The organism is Agarilytica rhodophyticola (assembly GCF_002157225.2).
GTDB classification, from domain to species: domain Bacteria; phylum Pseudomonadota; class Gammaproteobacteria; order Pseudomonadales; family Cellvibrionaceae; genus Agarilytica; species Agarilytica rhodophyticola.
Map to the genome: position 1 here is coordinate 1,027,869 of NZ_CP020038.1, position 20,227 is coordinate 1,048,095.

General features: G+C 41.1%; 14 protein-coding genes and 2 tRNA genes. All 16 read left to right on the plus strand.

Going from position 1 to position 20,227, the window contains the following annotated elements; all coding sequences use genetic code 11:
- Window position 1 precedes the first annotated feature (1 nt).
- The 16 genes from BVC89_RS04390 (at window position 2) to BVC89_RS04460 (ending at window position 19,965) form a co-directional block, all read left to right on the plus strand.
- A tRNA-Lys gene (locus tag BVC89_RS04390) sits at window positions 2-77 on the plus strand.
- Between the two features lie 117 nt (window positions 78-194).
- Window positions 195-270, plus strand: a tRNA-Lys gene (locus BVC89_RS04395).
- 238 nt (window positions 271-508) lie between these two features.
- A complete protein-coding gene (gene nadA, locus BVC89_RS04400; protein WP_086930031.1) occupies window positions 509-1,570 on the plus strand; it encodes a quinolinate synthase NadA in 1,062 nt (353 codons plus the stop codon).
- A 201-nt stretch (window positions 1,571-1,771) separates the two neighbouring features.
- Window positions 1,772-1,894 (plus strand): hypothetical protein, encoded by a 123-nt coding sequence (locus tag BVC89_RS30495; protein ID WP_281260984.1) that lies wholly within the window; start codon window positions 1,772-1,774, stop codon window positions 1,892-1,894.
- 129 nt (window positions 1,895-2,023) lie between these two features.
- Window positions 2,024-3,571, plus strand: a complete 1,548-nt coding sequence (locus BVC89_RS04405) for a 2-isopropylmalate synthase (RefSeq protein ID WP_086930032.1) — start codon at window positions 2,024-2,026, stop codon at window positions 3,569-3,571.
- 57 nt (window positions 3,572-3,628) lie between these two features.
- Window positions 3,629-4,498: a hypothetical protein gene (locus BVC89_RS04410; RefSeq protein WP_086930033.1), complete on the plus strand. Its 870-nt coding sequence runs from the start codon at window positions 3,629-3,631 to the stop codon at window positions 4,496-4,498.
- A gap of 31 nt (window positions 4,499-4,529) precedes the next feature.
- On the plus strand, window positions 4,530-5,033 hold the full coding sequence (gene rimI / locus BVC89_RS04415) for a ribosomal protein S18-alanine N-acetyltransferase (protein ID WP_086930034.1): 504 nt from the start codon (window positions 4,530-4,532) through the stop codon (window positions 5,031-5,033).
- 42 nt (window positions 5,034-5,075) lie between these two features.
- Window positions 5,076-6,503, plus strand: coding sequence for an MATE family efflux transporter (locus BVC89_RS04420; RefSeq protein WP_086930035.1), 1,428 nt, complete (start codon window positions 5,076-5,078; stop codon window positions 6,501-6,503).
- A gap of 72 nt (window positions 6,504-6,575) precedes the next feature.
- Window positions 6,576-6,962 carry a hypothetical protein gene (locus tag BVC89_RS04425; protein ID WP_158657779.1) on the plus strand — a complete coding sequence of 129 codons (387 nt, stop codon included), beginning with the start codon at window positions 6,576-6,578 and terminating at the stop codon, window positions 6,960-6,962.
- 52 nt (window positions 6,963-7,014) lie between these two features.
- A complete protein-coding gene (locus tag BVC89_RS04430) occupies window positions 7,015-8,211 on the plus strand; it encodes a heavy metal-binding domain-containing protein (RefSeq protein WP_086930037.1) in 1,197 nt (398 codons plus the stop codon).
- The gene (locus tag BVC89_RS04435) at window positions 8,201-11,425 is read left to right on the plus strand and encodes an efflux RND transporter permease subunit (RefSeq protein WP_086930038.1); all 3,225 of its coding nucleotides are present in this window, start codon (window positions 8,201-8,203) and stop codon (window positions 11,423-11,425) included. Before BVC89_RS04430 ends, BVC89_RS04435 begins: the two co-directional genes overlap by 11 nt.
- Window positions 11,426-11,550: 125 nt before the next feature.
- Complete coding sequence (locus tag BVC89_RS04440) at window positions 11,551-12,057, plus strand: DUF4124 domain-containing protein (protein WP_086930039.1); 507 nt, start codon at window positions 11,551-11,553, stop codon at window positions 12,055-12,057.
- Between the two features lie 717 nt (window positions 12,058-12,774).
- Window positions 12,775-14,301 (plus strand): di-heme oxidoredictase family protein, encoded by a 1,527-nt coding sequence (locus BVC89_RS04445; protein WP_086930040.1) that lies wholly within the window; start codon window positions 12,775-12,777, stop codon window positions 14,299-14,301.
- 1,087 nt (window positions 14,302-15,388) lie between these two features.
- The gene (locus BVC89_RS04450) at window positions 15,389-17,668 is read left to right on the plus strand and encodes a TonB-dependent receptor (protein ID WP_086930041.1); all 2,280 of its coding nucleotides are present in this window, start codon (window positions 15,389-15,391) and stop codon (window positions 17,666-17,668) included.
- A 189-nt stretch (window positions 17,669-17,857) separates the two neighbouring features.
- A complete protein-coding gene (locus BVC89_RS04455) occupies window positions 17,858-18,682 on the plus strand; it encodes a hypothetical protein (RefSeq protein WP_086930042.1) in 825 nt (274 codons plus the stop codon).
- A gap of 179 nt (window positions 18,683-18,861) precedes the next feature.
- Entirely contained in the window at window positions 18,862-19,965 is a 1,104-nt protein-coding gene (locus tag BVC89_RS04460) for a hypothetical protein (RefSeq protein ID WP_086930043.1), read from the plus strand.
- The last annotated feature ends 262 nt before the right edge of the window (window positions 19,966-20,227 follow it).

The window sequence follows — 20,227 nt, forward strand, 5'->3', positions numbered from 1 at the left end:
CGGGTCGTTAGCTCAGCTGGTAGAGCAGTTGGCTTTTAACCAATTGGTCACTGGTTCGAATCCAGTACGACCCACCATATTTAAAGTTTCTCATTTTTAATGTGAGGTGCTTTATTAAAGTTAATAACAGATAGATAAAGTATCGATAGCTGAGATTGTTACTTTAGTTGTCTTTAAGATATTGTAAGTTTTACGGGTCGTTAGCTCAGCTGGTAGAGCAGTTGGCTTTTAACCAATTGGTCACTGGTTCGAATCCAGTACGACCCACCATATAAAAAGGCTCATCCGAAAGGATGGGCCTTTTTACTATCGGCTACAGATGTATTTTCAATACATGAAGATACTTTGCAAGACTGAGATTGGCCATTAGACCAGTTGAGCTATCAGCTGTATGAGCAATCTGCAGTGACTGACCTTGCGTAAATGAAGGCAGCGGTGTTCCCCTTTTTTGTATGTGCCATTTGTAGTAAATTCACACATCGCGTAATGATTATGTAGGTAAATATAAATGACTGCGGTTTCTGACGATGTTCAACAAGTGATGGCTTCCGCTACTGATATGGTGAAAAGCCACCTCGATAGTGCTTTGGCGATAAAGCACCATGAGCCTGTCAATACTGAAATCCTTCGCAGCAGAATAAAACAGCAGTTAAAAGAGCATAACGCTGTACTGGTGGCTCATTATTATACTTCGCCAGAAATACAGGCGCTTGCTGAAGAAACAGGTGGCTGTGTAGCCGATTCTCTAGAAATGGCAAGGTTTGGTAAGGAACATCCTGCAGAGACTCTCATTGTTGCAGGAGTTAAGTTCATGGGTGAAACCTCCAAAATACTCTCTCCTCAAAAGCGCATACTGATGCCGACCTTAGAGGCAACATGCTCTTTAGACCTCGGCTGCCCCATCGATACATTCTCAGCTTTTTGCGATCAACATCCGGAGCGGACAGTCGTTGTTTACGCTAATACTTCAGCAGCAGTCAAAGCACGTGCTGACTGGGTTGTTACCTCTAGTATCGCCCTTGATGTTGTGGATTACCTAGACCGTCAAGGTGAAAAGATAATTTGGGCGCCAGACAAGCATCTTGGTAGTTATGTAGCGAGTAAAACAGGCGCTGATATACTGCTTTGGGATGGTGCCTGTATCGTGCACGAAGAGTTTAAAGCAAAGGGCATTTTGGATATGAAAGCCCAATATCCCGAAGCCGCTGTTTTGGTTCACCCGGAGTCGCCAGAGTCTGTTGTTAATCTAGCTGACGCGGTTGGCTCAACCTCGCAGTTAATTAATGCTACAAAAGAATTAGATGCGAAAGCTTTTATTGTGGCAACAGATCAAGGGATTTTTTATAAGATGCAACAGGCTTGTCCAGACAAAGAGCTAATTATTGCTCCCACTGCTGGTTCTGGTGCAAGTTGCCGAAGCTGCGCTAACTGCCCTTGGATGGCGATGAACGAACTGCAAAGTTTGTCTCAGGTTTTCGATAACAGCAATAATGAGGTTTTTATCGATCCTGAGCTTATTCCTAGAGCCATGCGTCCTTTGCAGCGTATGCTGGATTTCAAAACATCTTAACATTTGTTTTGATATGATCGAATCAAGCCTGATAGCTGTTTTCTAAAATGGGTTTGGTTTTAGGATGTTTTTGCTTTGCGTGCTGATAAAAGATAAAATTTTTGTTTTTTCATCCTATCAATGCTTATTTTTGTAGGATATTGTTGACTCTCGCTTCTGCTCTTATTAAGCTTTTAGCAAGTTAAAGAGAGTAAATATTTAATGCAACCTTATTCCTCAGCTTCTAATTCCCAGATACTGGATGGTCATGCTAATGACTATCCGGCGAGGTTGCGTATCCTACACGACGACTCATTATTACCCTTGCCGCGCTGCGGCCACTAGAGTTTGTTCCTGTCACACTGCTAATACCAAGCGATGTCTACATATATCATATATGTAGCGCCACGCGAATGATTAAATTGATAAAATGTAATACGAGTATCTGCTCGTGGTGCTTATTTGGAGAATACAATGAGTAAAGAGAAACTGGTCATATTCGATACCACCCTAAGGGACGGGGAACAGAGTCCTGGAGCATCAATGACCAAGGATGAGAAAGTGCGTATTGCTAAGATGCTGGAAAAAATGCGTATTGATGTTATTGAAGCTGGCTTTGCTATTGCCAGCCCCGGAGACTTTAAATCAGTCAAAGCGGTGGCGGATGTGATTAAAGACTCTACCGTTTGCAGCTTGGCTAGGGCCGTGGATGCTGATATTGATCGTGCGGCAGAGGCATTAAAAGGTGCTAATCAATCTCGTATTCATACATTTATAGCCACCTCTCCTATTCATATGAAACACAAGTTGAATATGAGTCCTGACGAAGTGCTGGCTCAGGCAGTGCATGCGGTAAAGCGCGCTAGAAATTACACCAATGATGTGGAGTTTTCTCTTGAGGATGGAAGTCGATCAGACTTCGACTTTATGTGTCGTATCACTGAAGCTGCAATCAATGCTGGTGCCACCACTATAAATGTCCCTGATACTGTGGGCTACGGAGAGCCTATTGAATACGGCAATATGTTCAGGCAATTAATTGAAGCAGTGCCGAATGCCGATAAGGCTATCTTTTCCACTCACTGCCATAACGACCTAGGGCTAGCTGTGGCGAATTCCCTCGCCGCGGTCATGAATGGAGTGCGCCAAATTGAATGTACTATTAATGGTTTAGGTGAAAGGGCCGGCAATGCTTCTTTGGAGGAAGTGGTAATGGCAATTCGTACCCGCAAGGATATTTTCCCTGTTGAAACTAATATTGATACCACAAATATTTTGCCTACCTCACGTTTAGTTTCTTCGGTAACGGGCTTTCCTGTACAACCTAATAAGGCCATTGTTGGTGCCAATTCTTTTGCTCATGAGTCCGGGATTCACCAAGATGGTATTCTTAAGCACCGAGAGACTTATGAAATTATGCGTGCTGAAGACGTTGGTTGGAATACTAATAAAATAGTGCTTGGCAAGCATTCAGGGAGAGCTGCCGTTAAAGCGCGATTTGAAGCGCTGGGTATAAGTTTTGAGTCGCAAGACGCGATTAACTTAGCATTTTCGAGATTTAAAGAGTTAGCAGATAAAAAGCACGAAGTTTTCGATGAAGATTTACATGCTCTGGTGTCTTCGGCTTCTAGTGGGCGCAAGCAAGAAACATTTTTACTCGTCGATATGGATATCGTCTGTAAAACTGGACATAAACCACATGCCAAGTTGACTTTGCAGGTGCGAGGGGAAGATGTAGTGGCCGAGTCTGACGGTAGTGGTCCTGTAGATGCTTCCTACAAAGCCATTGAGCAAGTCGTACAAAGTGGCACTGATTTACAGTTATACTCTGTCAATGCAATTACTCAGGGTACAGACTCTCAAGGTGAAGTGACTGTCCGCCTGGAGCGAGATGGTCAAATCGTTAATGGTATCGGTTCTGATACCGATATTGTTGCTGCCTCAGTAAGGGCTTACTTAAGTGCGTTGAATATGCTGGAAGCGCCACATACCGGCGTGCATCCTCAACGCAGTGGTGTTTGAAAAAAGTTTTTGTCAGTATGAAAATGTTTAGAACTCATCATCTGACAGGTATTAGATATGAATGAATTAAATCGCATGCAGTATTTAGAGTCGATTGGCATTGACAGTTTCGTGCCAAAGTATATATTGCCTGCTGCAAAAACAGCGGTGTTATGTCCGTTACCTGTCGTTACAGAAACTATTGCTATAGGTGGGATAGAAAAGTCGAGTGCGTTGGCTTTTTCTGGAATTTCAGAGCCACATAATTTATCTGGAATACTAGACAATTCCTCAGATAGCTCTGATTTTGCAGATGTGTCTAAAGTTAACGAGCTTAAAGATAACCTGTTAAGAAACGATGTTTTAAAAAATATCGATAAAATCTCAAACGAGATTTCTCACAATTCTATCAATAGTGAAGTTAGTAGCGCAGAAATTATTGAAGACCTTGTATTATCTGCTAGAGTTGAGGCCGCAAAATTTTCTCTCTCGCTATGGAATATTGGTGACGATATTTTTGTTATAGACTCGCGAGGTTCAGGGGATGCATTGCCAACACAGGGACTATTGATAAATATATTACGTGCAATCGGTCAGCTACCTGCAAATCTAATAAATGCCGAGATCCTAAATTGGCCAATGGGCTTAATGGAAGGTAAACACGATACGAGTTGGTCAGCTGCACGGCAAATGGTACAAGGTTTTATTGAGGCCCGTATATTCGATAAACCTACACCTGTATTTTTATTATTTGGTAAGGATACTTGTTCGGCTGTATTGGGAGAAGAAATCAACTTCGAAGAAAATTTGTATAGGCAAGTTTCGATTGAGACATTCTCTGCCGACGCAATAATACTGCCAAGCCTGGCAGATATTTTATATTTGCCACTTTCTAAAGTGAAAGTTTGGCAATCTTTAAAAAGCTATAACTTTGCTGCTGGTCGTTAGGTTATCTGCATACCGGTGGTGAAGAATTTATATGTTTGAATTAAAAGATATATGTTTTTCTTTTCGCCTGTCTGACGATGGGCCATTCGAAATTCGTAATTTTAATAACGAAGACTTAGATACGATAGTGCAGTTAGATCGCAAAGCGTCCAAAACACCGTGGACTCTAGAAAACTATCGTGACTCGGTCTGCTCATCACATATTTGTGTGGGCGTTCTGTATCAGCAGTCATGGATTGCCCATGCTGTTTTTTCAATTGCCGCTGATGAAGCGGAGTTATTGATTATTGCCGTTGATCCAGATTATCAAAAGCGCGGCATAGCTAAAAAATTACTCACTTTTATGGAATCGGTGTTAAGTGATCACGCCAATGAACTTTTTCTGGAGGTTCGATTGACTAATAGCAATGCTATTTATTTGTATGAATCTCTCGGTTTTAACTGTGTTGGCGAGCGCCGTGGTTACTATCCACCGCAAGGCAATAACAAAAAACGGGAGGATGCCCTGATCTATGGCAAACACCTAAGTTCTTAATTATTGAATGGGTGTATGCCTATAAAATAATTTTGAGTAAATATGAGTAAGAAGTCCATCCTACCAAAATCCTCTCTGGCCGAAGGGTCCATCTCCAACATTCTTTTTAATATGGCTATGCCCATGGGGTGGGGTATTTTGGCCACCATGTCATTTAATATTGTCGATACTTATTTTGTCGCAGGCCTAGGGGACGATGCCTTGGCTGCCCTGAGTTTTACCTTCCCAATCGTACTGTTTGCAGTTTCTTTATCTGTGGGCTTAGGGGCAGGCACATCATCTGTAGTAGCTATTTGCGCAGGCATAGGTGATGAACGTGGTGTTAGAACCTATATTACCGATAGTATTACGCTGACTATTGTTGTTACGATCTTTATCGCTATTGTTGGGATTCTTTCTATTGAGCAACTATTTCGATCCATTGGTGCAAGCGAGCCTTTGATTGCTTTAATCAGTGAATATATGGTGCTTTGGTATATTAGTATTTTATTTTTTGTTGCGCCAATGGTTGGCCTGTCAGCATTAAGAGCGATTGGTAATACAAAATTGCAAGGCGTTTTGATGATTGCTATGGCGATTGCGAATGCCATTTTGGATCCCATTTTCATTTATGGTTGGTGGATATTCCCGGCTATGGGAATTAAAGGTGCTGCGATGGCGTCCTTAGTAGTTCGAATGCTGTCTTTTTTTGTACTTATATATTACCTACATTACAGTATGCATTTGTTTGTTAACCCTTTTAAATTTAAGCGTGCATTCGCTTCCTGGCGAAAAATTCTCAATATTGGTGTACCAGCAATGACGACCAATGTCATTGTGCCTTTATCAAATTCTGTATTACTGATACTTGTTGCCTCTCATGGGGCGGATGTAGTAGCGGGCTTCGGTGTAGCATCTCGCGTGGAGTCGTTCGCCCTCTTGGGGTTTTATGCTCTTTCTGCCGTTATTGGGCCTTTTTGTGGTCACAACCGCGGAGCCAAAGAATTTCAACGCTTGCACGATGCACAGAAGATAACTGCGCGTTTTTGCATCTATACAGGACTTGCGATCAGTATGTTCTTTGCCTTTTTTGGTCGTGAAGTCGCTGTACTTTTTAGCGATGAGTTATTAGTTATCGAGGCAACCTATCATTATCTTCTTATCGTTCCTGTCAGCTATTGTGCCTATGGCATTGTGATGGTAGTCAATGCTTCATTCAATGGTTTAGGGCGTCCGATACCTGCAGTGCTTCTATCTTCGATTAGAGTTTTGGTGATTCTCCTGCCTCTAGCATGGATAGGTAATCACTATATGGGAGTTTGGGGTATTCTAGCGGCGATTGCTATTTCTAACATTATTGTCGGGTTTGTAGCATATATTGGTGTGCATAGAACAATCGGCACTATGGAATGGAATGACAAACATAAAAGAATGGCAAAGAATGATTCTGATCAGGATGATATGAATACTAAAGAAATGGCTGCTGCCTAAACTCCGATAGGTTTTTTCCGATAGACTTGTAAGTTGTTAGAGTTTTCGCTAATTATCGTTTACCATTAAAACATGGCTAAAATATCTTTGGTAATGATCATGTGTTTGGTGTTCACCACATCTATGGTGTGCACTATAGACTCGTGCCCGATGATGGGGGATATTTCTAAGCTGGCGCCAAAAGAAACACAGAAACAACCTTGTCATGGCATGTCTGATACTGCCGATATTGGTTTAGTGATAGATTGCATCGATTTAGACCTTTTTCAAAATGGTGTAGAGCAAAAAAGCCAACTTTCAAAAAACTCAGATCTACAAGATTTCGATTGGGATATCGCTGAATCTACCTATGCCTTTCAACGGCGTAATCGGCATGATATACGTGGGCCTCCGCTTGTAACTGATGCCTCAAGCCTACAGTTTTCTATTCTTTTATCTACCCAACGCTTCCGAATTTAAGCGATCTTTTTTCTATTGTGTATTTTTTACTTTTTAGAAAAGAAGATGGCTTATGCGTGTTTTATTATTTTTGATTATGGTTCTTACTTCTTCAGTCTGGTCGGCTGAAGATATTTATCTATGCCCAATGCATCCTCACATCAGTGGTGAGCAAGGTGACACTTGTCCCGTTTGTGGTATGACTCTAGTGCCGAAAGTGAACGATTTGAGCAATGATGCAGATGCAATGGCTGCTTCAGAGGGTAAGGAGATCAGCTTTCGTATTGATCCATCTTATGTTCATGTATTGGGAGTTAAGGTGGATAAGGTTGGCTATCATGAATTTGGCCGCAATATTCGTGCTTTTGGACTGATCTCGCCAAGCACTCGCCTCGAATACACCTTCGCAATTAAAGAAGAAGGCTGGGTGGAAGATCTTTTTGCTAGTGCTATTGGTGACGTTGTTAATAAAGGAGAGGTACTCTTTAGTCTGTACAGCCCAGCGATTATTGAAGCCCAGTCGGATTATTTGATTGGACAAGGAAAAGCAAATCCAGAACAAATTCTGCACTTGGCTGGTATGGATAAAAAAGCTATTGCGTTGTTTAAAAAACAGCGACTTATCCAGGAGCATATCCCTTTTCATTCACCAATAAATGGTGTCGTGACACAACTTAATGTGAGGCGTGGGTCATTTTTAGCAAAGGGAAGTGTGGCCATGACGATTCAAAATTTTTCCAAGGTATGGGTAAACGCGGATGTGCCACTGCGCGACGCTAAATTTTTAAACGCTGGCGGTTCAGCTAGCATCATATTACCGGAAAGTGGCGAGCGATATTCTGCAATCGTCGATCACATTCATCCTATAAATAATCCTCAAAGTCGCACGGCCACAGTTAGGCTTGTTATAGATAATCCCATAAGAAGATTGAGGCCTGAAACCTATGTTGACATTATTTTTGATGCCGACGTGGAACGGCGTTTAGCTGTTGCTGCTGAAGCGGTGTTGTATAGCCAGCGCGGAGCTTATGTAATAGAGGATCTTGGGGAAGGGCGTTACCGCCCTGTTGAAGTTGAAACAGGAATAACATCTTCAGGAATGACGGAAATAAAAAGAGGACTGCTTGCAGATCAATCTGTCGTGAGATCCGGACAATTTATGCTAGACGCTGAAAGTAACCTTCGCAGTGGTATGACCTTGATGGAACATCATGATAACGCTGAGGCTAGTCATAAGCAGCATAAGGAGATGTCTGATCATGTCCACTAAGGATCAACCTAAAAGTGATCGATTCCTGAGAGATAATCATCAACAAGCTGATGGGATAATAGCGAGGATTATTGATTTTTCTGTAGCGAATCAATTTCTAATAATACTAGCTGCGTTCACTCTGCTCGCCGCCGGTATTATCGCTATTCAAAAAATACCCCTCGACGCTATTCCGGACTTATCGGATACACAAGTTATTATTCGCACTGATTGGCCCGGTCAAGCGCCACAAGTAATTGAAGATCAAGTCACTTACCCTCTTTCAAGCCAAATGCTCAGCTTACCAAAAACCAAAGTTGTACGAGGTTTTTCTATGTTTGGCACCAGCTTTGTTTACATTGTATTTGAGCAGGGGGTGGATATGTATTGGGCACGTAGCCGTGTTCTAGAGTCCCTATCTCAAGTGAGAAGTAATTTACCAGTAGGTGTCGATCCTGGGCTTGGCCCGGATGCCACAGGCGTGGGCTGGATTTTTCAATATGCTTTATTTGATCGCAGTAAACAGCATGACTTATCTCAATTGAGAAGTATGCAGGACTGGTTTATACGTTTTGAACTAAGCACTGTCGATGGTGTTGCTGAAGTGGCGAGTGTTGGTGGTTTTGTTAAAGAGTTTCAAATATTAGTTGATCCCAATAAATTGCGAGCCTTTGATATTTCCTTACCTAGCGTTATCGACGCTGTACGCACCGCTAACCAGGAAACAGGTGGGCGAACCTTAGAAATGGCGGAAACAGAATATTTAATTCGTTCATTTGGCTATGTCGGTGGGATAGAAGATTTACAACAGGTGGCTCTGAAAAATACCGACAGTGGCATTACCGTAACCTTAGGTGATATTGCTCGTATTGTTGAAGGCCCAGCCATCAGGCGTGGAATTACCGAGCTTAATGGTGTCGGTGAAGCAGTCGGTGGCATAGTGGTCATGCGCCCAAGTGCCAACGCCTTGGAAGTTATTACTGCGCTTAAAGAGCGTTTTGAATTAATCGAACAAGGGCTTCCTGATGGTGTTGAAGTCAAAGTTATTTATGATCGTAGCACCTTAATCCTAGGAGCTGTTAAGTATTTAAAAGATAAATTATTAGAAGAAAGCATTGTCGTTGCTTTAATAACATTTATTTTCCTATTACATGTACGCAGTGTTTTAGTGGCCATAATTACCATCCCCCTGGGGATTCTTGCAGCTTTTATTATTATGGCTGCACAAGGCATTAGTGTAAATATTATGTCTTTAGGTGGCATTGCTATCGCCATTGGCGCCATGGTAGATGCCTCTATTGTTATGGTCGAGAACGCGCATCGAAAATTATCTTCATCAAATTCTATACAAAGTAAAGAAGATAGGAAAAAAATATTAATTGCTGCTGCCAAAGAGGTAGGGCCAGGATTATTTTTTTCTCTATTAATTATTACGGTTTCTTTTCTTCCTGTGTTTGCTTTGACAGGGCAGTCCGCTTTGTTATTTACACCACTTGCTTATACAAAAACTTATGCGATGGCAGTGGCAGCATTACTATCAGTCACGCTCATACCCGTGCTTATGTTATTTTTTATAAGAGGAAAAATAAAGCCAGAGAGAGATAATCCTATTAACCGCTTTTTCATTGCTCTTTATAAGCCCTGTTTAAATATGGCTCTTAAATGGCGAAAAACTACCCTAGCTGTTAGTTTGCTCATTTTAGTGAGTAGTATATTTCCTATCTTTAAAACGGGAAGTGAATTTATGCCGCCCTTATATGAGGGCAGTTTACTTTACATGCCTATGACTTTACCTGGTGTTTCGGTAACTAAAGCTCGAGAGATACTGCAAATAACTAATCGTCAAATTATGACTATGCCAGAAGTACAACATGCTTTTGCTAAAGCTGGTCGCGCCGATACTGCAACAGATCCTGCGCCGCTGTCAATGATCGAAACCTGGATCGAATTAAAGCCTCGTTCGCAATGGCGTAAGGGAATGACACAAAAAAAATTAATTGCAGAGTTAGATCAGCGTGTGCGCTTACCAGGTATGGTAAATAGTTGGGGCTATCCCATCAAAACACGCCTTGATATGTTGACCACAGGTATTCGAACACCTATAGGAATAAAGGTTTCAGGATCTGATCTTGTCACTGTCGATCGCTTGGCCAAAAAAATTGAAAGCATTGCCGCAAGTCTCCAAGGTACTCGCAGCGCTATTGCAGATCGTGTGGTTGGCGGCAAATACATAGAAATAAAGCCTAGGCGTCGAGAGCTTGCGCGCTATGGTATTTCGCTAGATAGGTTTCAATTAATTATTCAAACGGCTTTGGGTGGAGTGCAGTTAGACGAAGCGGTGGTGGGGCGAGAACGTTACCCTATTATGTTGCGCTATGATCGACCTTACCGCGAGCATATTAGTCAGCTCGATAATATTCTAGTGCCTGCTCCTATTGCTAACTCTGGGTCAGGCCTACGTGCCCACACCCATGTTCCCCTGGCCGACCTCGCTGAAATCAGTATAGCGGCAGGCCCTGCCATGATTCGATCAGAAGATGCCCGTCTCAACGGTTGGGTCTTAGTTGACATTGAAGATCGTGACATGGGGTCTTATATTTCTGATCTGAAAGAGAAATTGAAAAGCATTACCCTACCTACTGGATATGCTCTGACGGTAGCAGGCCAATACGAGCAAATCGAAGAGGCTAATGAACGATTAAAAATCGCAATTCCCGCGACACTTCTGATTATTGCCACACTATTATATTGCCATTTTGGGCATTGGAGCCGTGTCGCTTTAATTATGTTATGTATCCCTTTCGGAGTCTCAGGTGGGATATGGTGGCTTTGGTTTGCCGATTACAATGTTTCCGTCGCTGTCGCTGTGGGCTTTATTGCTCTGGCGGGTATTGCCGTTGAAACGGTGGTGATAATGCTTATGTATATCGATCAGCAAATGCAGGATAATTGGCCACTGACCTTCGAGCATTTACTAGATAACGTCCGTCATGGCGCTGCTACTCGCTTGCGCCCAAAACTTATGACGGTCAGCACTATTATTTTAGGTCTGATACCAATATTTTTAACCCAGGGCCCGGGTGCAGATGTGATGCGGCGTATCGCTTTGCCAATGATTGGCGGGATGTTTACTACTTTAATATTAACGCTTATTCTTATTCCCGTTTTGTATGTTGTGATGATGCAGTTAAAATTGAAACTACCTCGCGTTGCTATTGGTCAAAGCAGTAATTAAGTCATTACTTTAAAATTAGTTTCATATGGTCGCAAGCATTCAATTGGACGCCTAGTGTTCGGCAAGTATAATGAACTGATATTGGTTGCAACTGACCGGTTATAACACCCAAAAAGGGGAAGTGTATGAGGATTTGGAATTTACCTATGTCGACATTGGTGCCTAAAACTGCGTTGCTATCTAAAGCTGCATTGATCGTTACCTTAGTGTGCGTCCACCAAAATAGCTATAGCGAGATATTCAAATGGGTAGATGAAAATGGCAAGGTGCACTATAGTGACCAACCTCATCCCGATGATGAGCAGAAGTCTGAAAAAGTAGAAATAAAAGACCCCAACTCTTTTGAAACTAAGAAATCTCAGACTTACTATAGACGCGAGTTATCTCGTAAGAATACGCAGAATCATAACAAACAAAACCAGCTTTCCCCAGAACAGTGCAAAGCCGCGCAGGAAGAGTATACAGAACTGACAACTGCAAAACGTCGTGGCAGAGTTATTGAATCCAAAGCATTGGTTCAAGATGGGAAGACCATGTCGAGAAGAGCACAAAATAACTTAGCAGAAAAATATCGAATTAAAATGAATAAGCAAGGATGTAATATAGCTCAAACAGAAAACATGAAGCTATAGACATATATTTACGGTTATTATTGTCCTTGAGTCCTGAGTAGGGAAAATTTTTATACGTAAGTTACTTTAATAGTATTCAGTATTAGAATTTTCCTGTTTTATTTAAATTTCATAGCTTCTATCAAATATTCTATTTTTGAATAAATCTGCCAAGCTCCAAAGTTTGTACTGCAAGCGGTTTCCTTTATTAAAATACATGGCTTAAAAATACTAATAGCTGCCTACTGAAATTAGTTGCTTTTAAACGCTTCAAATAAATTTTATTGGGTTTGCATTTTTAAATGTATATGAATGGTTTTAATGTAAATATTCTATTAGCTAAAATATTTTAATTAAAAAAATTGTTAAGAAAAACTTAATTGTTTTTTACATTACTTAACAATTACTGTTTTAATGATAACGTTATCATTGCCTCTTCACTATTCTTATGAAGAAATAATTTTTATTCTCCTAAAAACAATAGTATTGAATTTTCTATTTTCAGATTTTTTGAAATCAAAAAGTTCACATGTTATTTAATTTTTTGTGCCACTAATTTTTAGACAAAAGCCGTATTTAAAATTTTTGTGGAATTGGTCTTAACAATTTAGAACGTTTGGTTTAGTCTGGGGTTGTCATGGAAGTGCATTTAAAAAATACTACGGAATAGAATCACTATCCCTCAATGTAAATATTTTACAAGTCAAAACTTTCGATCTAACTTAGCAGGAGATTCGAATGAAATATATTTCTATGTATATAGCCAGTGCTGCACTCTTTGGGGCAGCATCATCTTTCGCAGTTCCAGATCTAGATGTTATTGATAGACTAGAAGAACCATTAGCAGAACATTGCACCCAGCAAGAAATTAACGCTATTAGTAATGTTCGAAGACGTTTTACTTTTACCTTCGAGTGTGGCCGACGTTTGTTTGATACGCGTTTTAACATTCTTGATGGCGGTGGTGGTAATGTAGGGAATGGTAAACGTTATTCTGGTGTTCCAAGAGCAGATTTAAATGGTTCTGATCAGTGGGCCAACCATTTTCCCCAACGACGCTCAGGCCCAGACGGAGAAGCGTGTTCTGATTGTCATGAAGAGCCTTTAGCAGGTGCCGGTGCATCTGGCTTAGATATCGTTTCCGACCCATTAAATAGTGGTAATTTAAGCGATTTTATTCAACGTAATACTACCAGTATGCTAGGGGCTGGCCCTTTGCAATTATTAGCAGAGGAGATGACTTCCGAGCTTATAGCTATTCGTGAAAGAGCAAGACGCACTGCGTGTAATAACAATCGAGTAGTGCGAGCAGACTTGCAAACTAAGGGCGTTGAGTTTGGCTTTGTCCGCGTCGCCTGCAATCCAAGGAATGATGACACGCGAAGAGTCGCTGGGGTTAACGATGATTTAATTATCAGGCCTTTTGGTTGGAAAGGTAACCAAATGAGCCTGCGTTCATTTAATCGCGGAGCTGGACATAATGATATTGGTGTTCAGGCTGCTGAATTAGTTGGCGTTGGTGTTGATGGCGATTTTGACGGTGTCACTAATGAATTATTTATCGGCGATATGACTGGTCTTGCTATTTACCTTGCAGGACAGCCTCGTCCTGTAACGCGATTAGAGCTCGCTGATCTTGGGTTATTACAAAGATTTGGTCAAGAGCCTCTGCGTAATGGTGAGCGCGCATCTATCCGTCGTGGCGCAGCTGATTTTAGATCTGTTGGCTGTGAAAGTTGTCATCGCGCGAGCATGACCATTGATAATACTATTTACTCTGAGCCTAGCCAAACAGTAACCCATAGAGACGAAACTTTTCCATCTGGTTTGAATCCTTTATCCGTTGGTGTTAACCCTAATATCCCAGTTTCATTTGATGTGACTAGAGATGTTATTGAGAATCGTATACGTGTAGGCAATCAAACGGTAGCACTTGGTAATCTACAACGAAATAGTAGTGGACAAGGGGTATTAAATCTATTCGGAGATCTAAAGCGTCATGAAATGGGGCCAGAATTAGCTGAAGCGATACCCGATTTTGGAGTTGGTAATTCTACTTGGATAACAAAAGAATTGTGGGGCGTCGGTAGTAATGGTCCCTACCTGCATGACGGTCGTGCATCAACGTTGACGGAAGCTATCATCGCTCATGGGGGTGAAGCAGCGGCTAGTCAGAGAAGCTTTTTGGCACTATCTCGTTCGAGGCAAAATGATATTATAACTTTTCTCAATAATCTAATTTTAGTAAGAGAAGAATCTAATTAAGCGATTTTTATTTCTATTGGAAAAGTAAAAATACTATTTGTCTTTTAAATTGAAATTAGCAACCTTGTTTTATAATAACCAATTATAGAAGTTTATATTAGGGGAGTGGCCATAGGGATATGGCTCATTCACGGAGTGTCAAAAAAATCTAGCTATTGTAACTCAAGAAAATGATAGTCATGAGATTTTTATTGATACTCGAATTTTTAAATATTTTTTAATGCAACTAATTAAGATTTTGAAAAATATTATATTAAAATAAAAATATGGAGTTGGTTTCTTTTTCTTCATTAAAGGAGTTTTTTAGGTGCCAATAGGTTTGATGATATTTTTTTGAACCCTTCTTTTATTCTTCCAAATATTTTCCGTTATTTTTGGCGACATCTCTTGATGTGCTCTATGGTGCGCACCAAAAAAGTTCGCATGTAAGATTGATTTAACTACGAAAAAATATAAATACACTTCTCATATATCGTCTAGGTATTGTTGTAGTTAAAAAATGCATCCCTGGGGGTTTTTTTGTAGAGTAAGTTTGGTCTGGCAAAGACATTATTTTTTAATGCTTTAATTTGATTGATGAAAAATATTTTTTGAGGTAGTGCGTGAGTAGATTTTACCTGGTATACCCGAGTCTGATGATGCATGTAGCTCGATAGCTTATTTCTCTACTGTTAGTTCACTACAAAAATAACTTTACATTGCGGGAAACTTCGTAAACTAGTAAATGGATAATATTTTTTAGGATATTAAAGTGAGGTTTAAATTATCGAAACTAATGTAGTTTAAATATAAATAATATGTTATCCGAAGTGTCTGTACCTAGAAGACTGTGGCTTTTATATAAAGTCTATTGTGATATGCAATGATAAGCTAGAGGCGATGCTGTGGCTCAAAACTGATTTTCCATCCGAACGGTTTGTTGACATTTACCCCTCCTTTATCTAGCGCCTTATTAGGTCATATCTGGTTGTCCGCCAACCAAATTATTGCACGCTATCGTGCCAAGAAAATCTCATATTTAGATCGTAAACTGCTGATAGTAGAAACCTCATAAAAAACACAAATTAAGTTAAGTAGGATTAATAAAGTGTTGCAATTTAATAAAAGTTTGAAATTAAGTTTGCTAACATCATCTATGATGATAGTGTCTGTGGTTCCGTGTATAGCGATGGCAGCTGCAACATTGGAAGAAATGGTGGTAACTGCACAGAAGCGAGAGGAAAGCCTGCAGGATGTGCCGGTTACCATTACTGCCTTTGGTCAGAGCCAGCTTCAAGAAGCGGGTTTTGACAGTATTTCTGATTTAACGCAAATGTCACCTTCACTTCAATTTGGTAATTTCGGGCCTGTTACCTTTGTCACTATGCGTGGTATCGGTAATGAGAATACTACTGCCGGTGGAGATCCGGGTGTTGCTATGCACCTGGATGGTGTTTACATGGGGCGTCCTGTCGCTAGCCTTTTCAGCGCCTTCGATACCGAGCGCGTAGAGATATTGCGCGGCCCTCAGGGAACCTTATATGGCCGTAATGCCACAGGTGGGTCTATTAATCTGATTACGGCAAAGCCTGGCGATGAGTTTGGTGGCGAAGTTGATATTACCTATGGTGATTATGATTGGTTGCGCGTACGTGGAGCGATTAATTTGCCTGTAAGTGATGTGATCAAACTGCGTTTAGTTGCTTTTAGTGAAGATCGTGATGGCTATACAGAGAATAGTTTTCCTGGCGGCAATGAGGCTAACGATGCTGATGACGCAGGGGTGCGTGGCCATATTAGTATCGAGCTTGCTGATCAGGCATCACTTTTGTTATCTGGTTCTTATATAACGTCGGGCGGTGTCGGAACCAAGGCAGAATTGCGTGAGCCATTTCCCGGCTCAACCACTGGCCAGAATATCTCTGGTCCGCCAGCATTTGCATTTGATCCTCTAGGGCCTGCTAGTGGCATTCCCGCGCTCAACAATTTTATTAATCCTCAAACCGGGCAAGTTGTTGTTAATGATCTAACCCCTTTTCAAGTAAGCAAAGATACTAAGGAGTCGCAAGATAACGAGTTCACCATGTTTTCTGCTACCTTTGAATGGGATTTTGACGACTTAAGTTTTAAATCGATTACAGGCTACGCACAAACTAGCTATGAATCCCGTTCTGATGATGATCAGTCAGAGCTGAACTTACTTGAACTTCTTCTGATTGAGGACTCTGAACAATTCTCTCAAGAACTGCAGCTTTTATCTGCAGATGATGGGCCGTTGCAATGGATTGTTGGCTTTTATTACTTTAGTGAGAAAGCTAGTAGAGAAGCACTTTTTTTAGGAGGGAGATACGATGTATTTGCCAACCAGTTCGGTGTGCGCGCAGGGTATGAATTTGGTGGCGATGTGGATTCTACTTCTTTCGCCGGTTTTGCTCAGGCAACCTATGAATTGACTGAGAATCTGAGACTCACAGGAGGACTGCGTTATACCGAAGATGAGAAAGAAGGTGTTAATACAGGTTTTCTATTCGCAGGCGAGCCCTATGCAGACCCGTTAGAGGACAGCTGGGATGAAGTCACTTATCGTTTAGCTGTGGATTGGAATTTGAATGACGATCTTATGTTATTTAGCAGCTATGCCACAGGCTATAAATCTGGTGGTATAAATCAAACCGCTGCAGTGTCGCGAGGCGCGGAAAACGCAATATACCAGCCTGAAACTGTTGATGCTTATGAAGCCGGTATCAAGGCAACATTGCTAAATGGTCGTATGCAGCTTAATTCTTCATTATATCGAAATGAATATGATAACTTACAGTTTCAGGTTTTCGGCCAAAGCGGCCCCGAAGCGTTCAACGCCCAAGGCGCTGTTGTTCAAGGGGCAGAAGCAGAACTCCGCGCTGTATTAATAGATTCGTTGACGGTAGATGCAAGTGTCGGCATTACTGATTCGGAGTTTGACGATCAGATTATTAATGGTGTTCAAATAGGTGGCAATCAAGTTCAGCGTACTCCCGATTTGACCTACAGTTTGGGTATCAGTAATGACTGGGAAGTGGGAGAAAAGGGAAGTTTGAAGTTGCGTCTTGAATACGCGTTCACTGATGAAATTTACTATACAGCGCTTAATCGCAACGCTGGATTTGCCGAAGCGGGTGGCTCTGATTTGGCCGACGATTATGACAATGTCAACATACGACTATTTTGGTTTAGTAGTGATGATAGATGGACAGTTGAAACCTTCGTTACCAACTTAACGGATGAAGAACAAGAGGGTAATATTCTTCGAGGCCCAGGATTTGTTGATATTGCAGGCGGCGGCGGTCCTGAACTCGTTACCTATAATCCACCAAGGCAGTGGGGAATGCGATTGGGTTATCAATTCTAGACGTTAAGAAAGCTAATTAAGGATATAGCCTATTCCTTTGGCTCGATTGCGTATCCCTTTAGCTCGCTTGTGCAAGCAAAACATACTCACTACACTAGGGCTTGCTGACACTAGTGGAATTACACCAGCAGGAGCGATTCCGTTAGTGTCAGCAAGCCCTAGAAATACTCAAATTATAAAGGAGAGGTTATGAAGTATTGGTTTAGTGTTATTTTGAGTTTAGTTGTTGTGTTTTCGCAATCATCATGGAGTAATACATCTGTTAGTAAAGAGGTTCAGACGCTGCTCGATAAAGAAAGCGCCCATTATATTCAAGCTTTAAAAACAACTGAAGGTGAAGAACTCATCGAGCTTGCTCTCAAGCTTCAAGATTCGGGTATTACTGATAAAGAAGTGCTTGATACTGCTGAAAAAGTTGCTCTTGCGCAGCATGAATTTTTTAATCATATAAAAAATAAAAAAACAAAGAAAAAAAAGGGTGACAAAGAAAAAGCTAACAACGCTTACCGAGCGGCTGCCAGCCTTGCCCGCTTTTTAGCTGGCAGTGGCAATACGGATTACTTTACTACGTTAGATATTTTTATGCGAGAAAGTAAATCTCGTGGCTTACGTAATTTATCTAAAACACTGATGACGCGAACCGGCTGGTATATTGATAGAAATGAAATTATGAATGACTTTTCTTCTTATGAGCCTGGAAAGTCACTTTATCAAATACGTTATACCAATTTACTTAACGCACAAGACCGAACTTATGGTCGTTACGCCGCTGAATCTATGAGGCGTCAGAATAACACGGATAAAGTTTTAGTTTCTCGTATGGCAGAATTAATTGATGAAAACTTTACTAAACCAGGAGAGGGTAATCAATTAGACGCCATTGCTTGGTATATTCGTTTTATTGGCAGAGAAGCACTAGATGATCACCGTGATCTGCTAGAAAAAGTGTCGGCTTATCCTCTACTCGATAAAAAGCTTAAAAAACACGTTAATAAAGCACTTAAAGGAAAATAACTAAAGTCTCAATATTGGCCGCTTAGAAAAATGCTTAACTAATATAGTTAGGCACTTTTCCTGTAAGAGAGAATTTATTTTCTCAATGGCGGTTAATTTGGTTGAACTGTTTAATACTGGGAAACACTATTATAAGACGAGATTAGATATATAAAATTTACCTGGATTAGCAGATTAATATGCGTTTAGAAAATGCAGTAAACAAGTTTGTAAAGTTGGCAGTTAAAGGTGCTGAGGCCGTAGAACGGCTAGCTGATCGGCTTTCTGATGCTGAACCCTCAGCCCCATATTTTCCCAGTACTCAGTCTCATATGATGTATGAGCGACCAAATGCATATATTGACCAGTCACAGCAAGCTTATAGTAGTGCGCCCCCTCCATATTATGCCAGTCCGTCGTCTTATGGGGATCAACGTCCGCCCCAACAGCCCTATGGTAGCCCGCCACCTCATAGTGCTTTTGCGGTTCAATATCCACCCCAAGCGCCTTATGGTAATCTGCCACTTCATAATGCTTTTGTGGGTCAACATCCGCCCCAAGCGCCTTATGGTAGTCCGCCACCTCATAGTGCTTTTGCGGTTCAATATCCGCCCCAAGCGCCTTATGGTAATCAGCCGCTTCATAATGCTTTTGTGAGTCAACCTCCGTCTCAGCCGGTCTATACTAGTCCATCATTGCAGCAGAACCGTCCGCAAAGAACTTTGATGGAAGAACAACAACACAGAGCAAGCTTGCTCCCTAAATTTCCATTTAAACTTCCCAACGGCCAACAGGTGACTATAACTCGTGAAGGGCCTGTCGAGCGGCCAGATTTAAAATACGATAACATACGCCAATGTCCTGCTACTTTTGGTATGATCCGCGGTATTATGAAAAACAGCAAATTCGAACCGAGAGTCACCAGCTATTTACCAAACGATTTAAAAAATTATTTGCTTGCAGATATTGGATGGCCCGAAGATGGTGGTCCATTAGCCATTACTGATGATATGATGAAAAAGGTAGCACATACCTATTACGACAGAATGTTTGGTATTAAGATACCACAACATGAAAATCTTAGTTTAGCAGAAATAAAAGATAGAATTAAAAATCCGCCGAACACAGATTACTTAACAGCTGGTAAAAGAGCAGAATATCTAAGGTTCAATGGAATACCAGAGGATGCTCCAGCCATGTCGGTAAATTTTGGCCCTCCTCCATTGGGGTCAAAAGGGGCCTATCAAAGAAATGAACTGGGTATAATAAAACGTCAGGTTACTTATGGTAACCCACTTGCTTAACAGGAGTTTAAGCTGTTTTTATATTAATGCTTTGTAAAGCCCTAGTCTTGTTTACCGCCTTGGCAGCTGTGTGTTGCAGACATTTTTCAGTGTGTGAAGGCGGTTAGTGAAGATAGATATAAAGTAGAGCTCCAATAGTTCGTGGACTCCTAAGTCTTTACGACTTCACAGGTTTGCATAAAATTTCTTCAAACATCTTTTCTCTTTTTGTAAGCGATAAAATCGATTTTACACCCTGTCTAATATTAAGCCGATGGCATTA

Coding starts and splice junctions, on each gene's coding strand:
- BVC89_RS04445 (WP_086930040.1), top strand. CDS start 12,775: ATGAAATATATTTCTATGTATATAGCCAGTGCTGCACTCTTTGGGGCA.
- BVC89_RS04405 (WP_086930032.1), top strand. CDS start 2,024: ATGAGTAAAGAGAAACTGGTCATATTCGATACCACCCTAAGGGACGGG.
- BVC89_RS04460 (WP_086930043.1), top strand. CDS start 18,862: ATGCGTTTAGAAAATGCAGTAAACAAGTTTGTAAAGTTGGCAGTTAAA.
- rimI (WP_086930034.1), top strand. CDS start 4,530: ATGTTTGAATTAAAAGATATATGTTTTTCTTTTCGCCTGTCTGACGAT.
- BVC89_RS04455 (WP_086930042.1), top strand. CDS start 17,858: ATGAAGTATTGGTTTAGTGTTATTTTGAGTTTAGTTGTTGTGTTTTCG.
- BVC89_RS04440 (WP_086930039.1), top strand. CDS start 11,551: ATGAGGATTTGGAATTTACCTATGTCGACATTGGTGCCTAAAACTGCG.
- nadA (WP_086930031.1), top strand. CDS start 509: ATGACTGCGGTTTCTGACGATGTTCAACAAGTGATGGCTTCCGCTACT.
- BVC89_RS04435 (WP_086930038.1), top strand. CDS start 8,201: ATGTCCACTAAGGATCAACCTAAAAGTGATCGATTCCTGAGAGATAAT.
- BVC89_RS30495 (WP_281260984.1), top strand. CDS start 1,772: ATGCAACCTTATTCCTCAGCTTCTAATTCCCAGATACTGGATGGTCAT.
- BVC89_RS04430 (WP_086930037.1), top strand. CDS start 7,015: ATGCGTGTTTTATTATTTTTGATTATGGTTCTTACTTCTTCAGTCTGG.
- BVC89_RS04410 (WP_086930033.1), top strand. CDS start 3,629: ATGAATGAATTAAATCGCATGCAGTATTTAGAGTCGATTGGCATTGAC.
- BVC89_RS04425 (WP_158657779.1), top strand. CDS start 6,576: ATGGCTAAAATATCTTTGGTAATGATCATGTGTTTGGTGTTCACCACA.
- BVC89_RS04420 (WP_086930035.1), top strand. CDS start 5,076: ATGAGTAAGAAGTCCATCCTACCAAAATCCTCTCTGGCCGAAGGGTCC.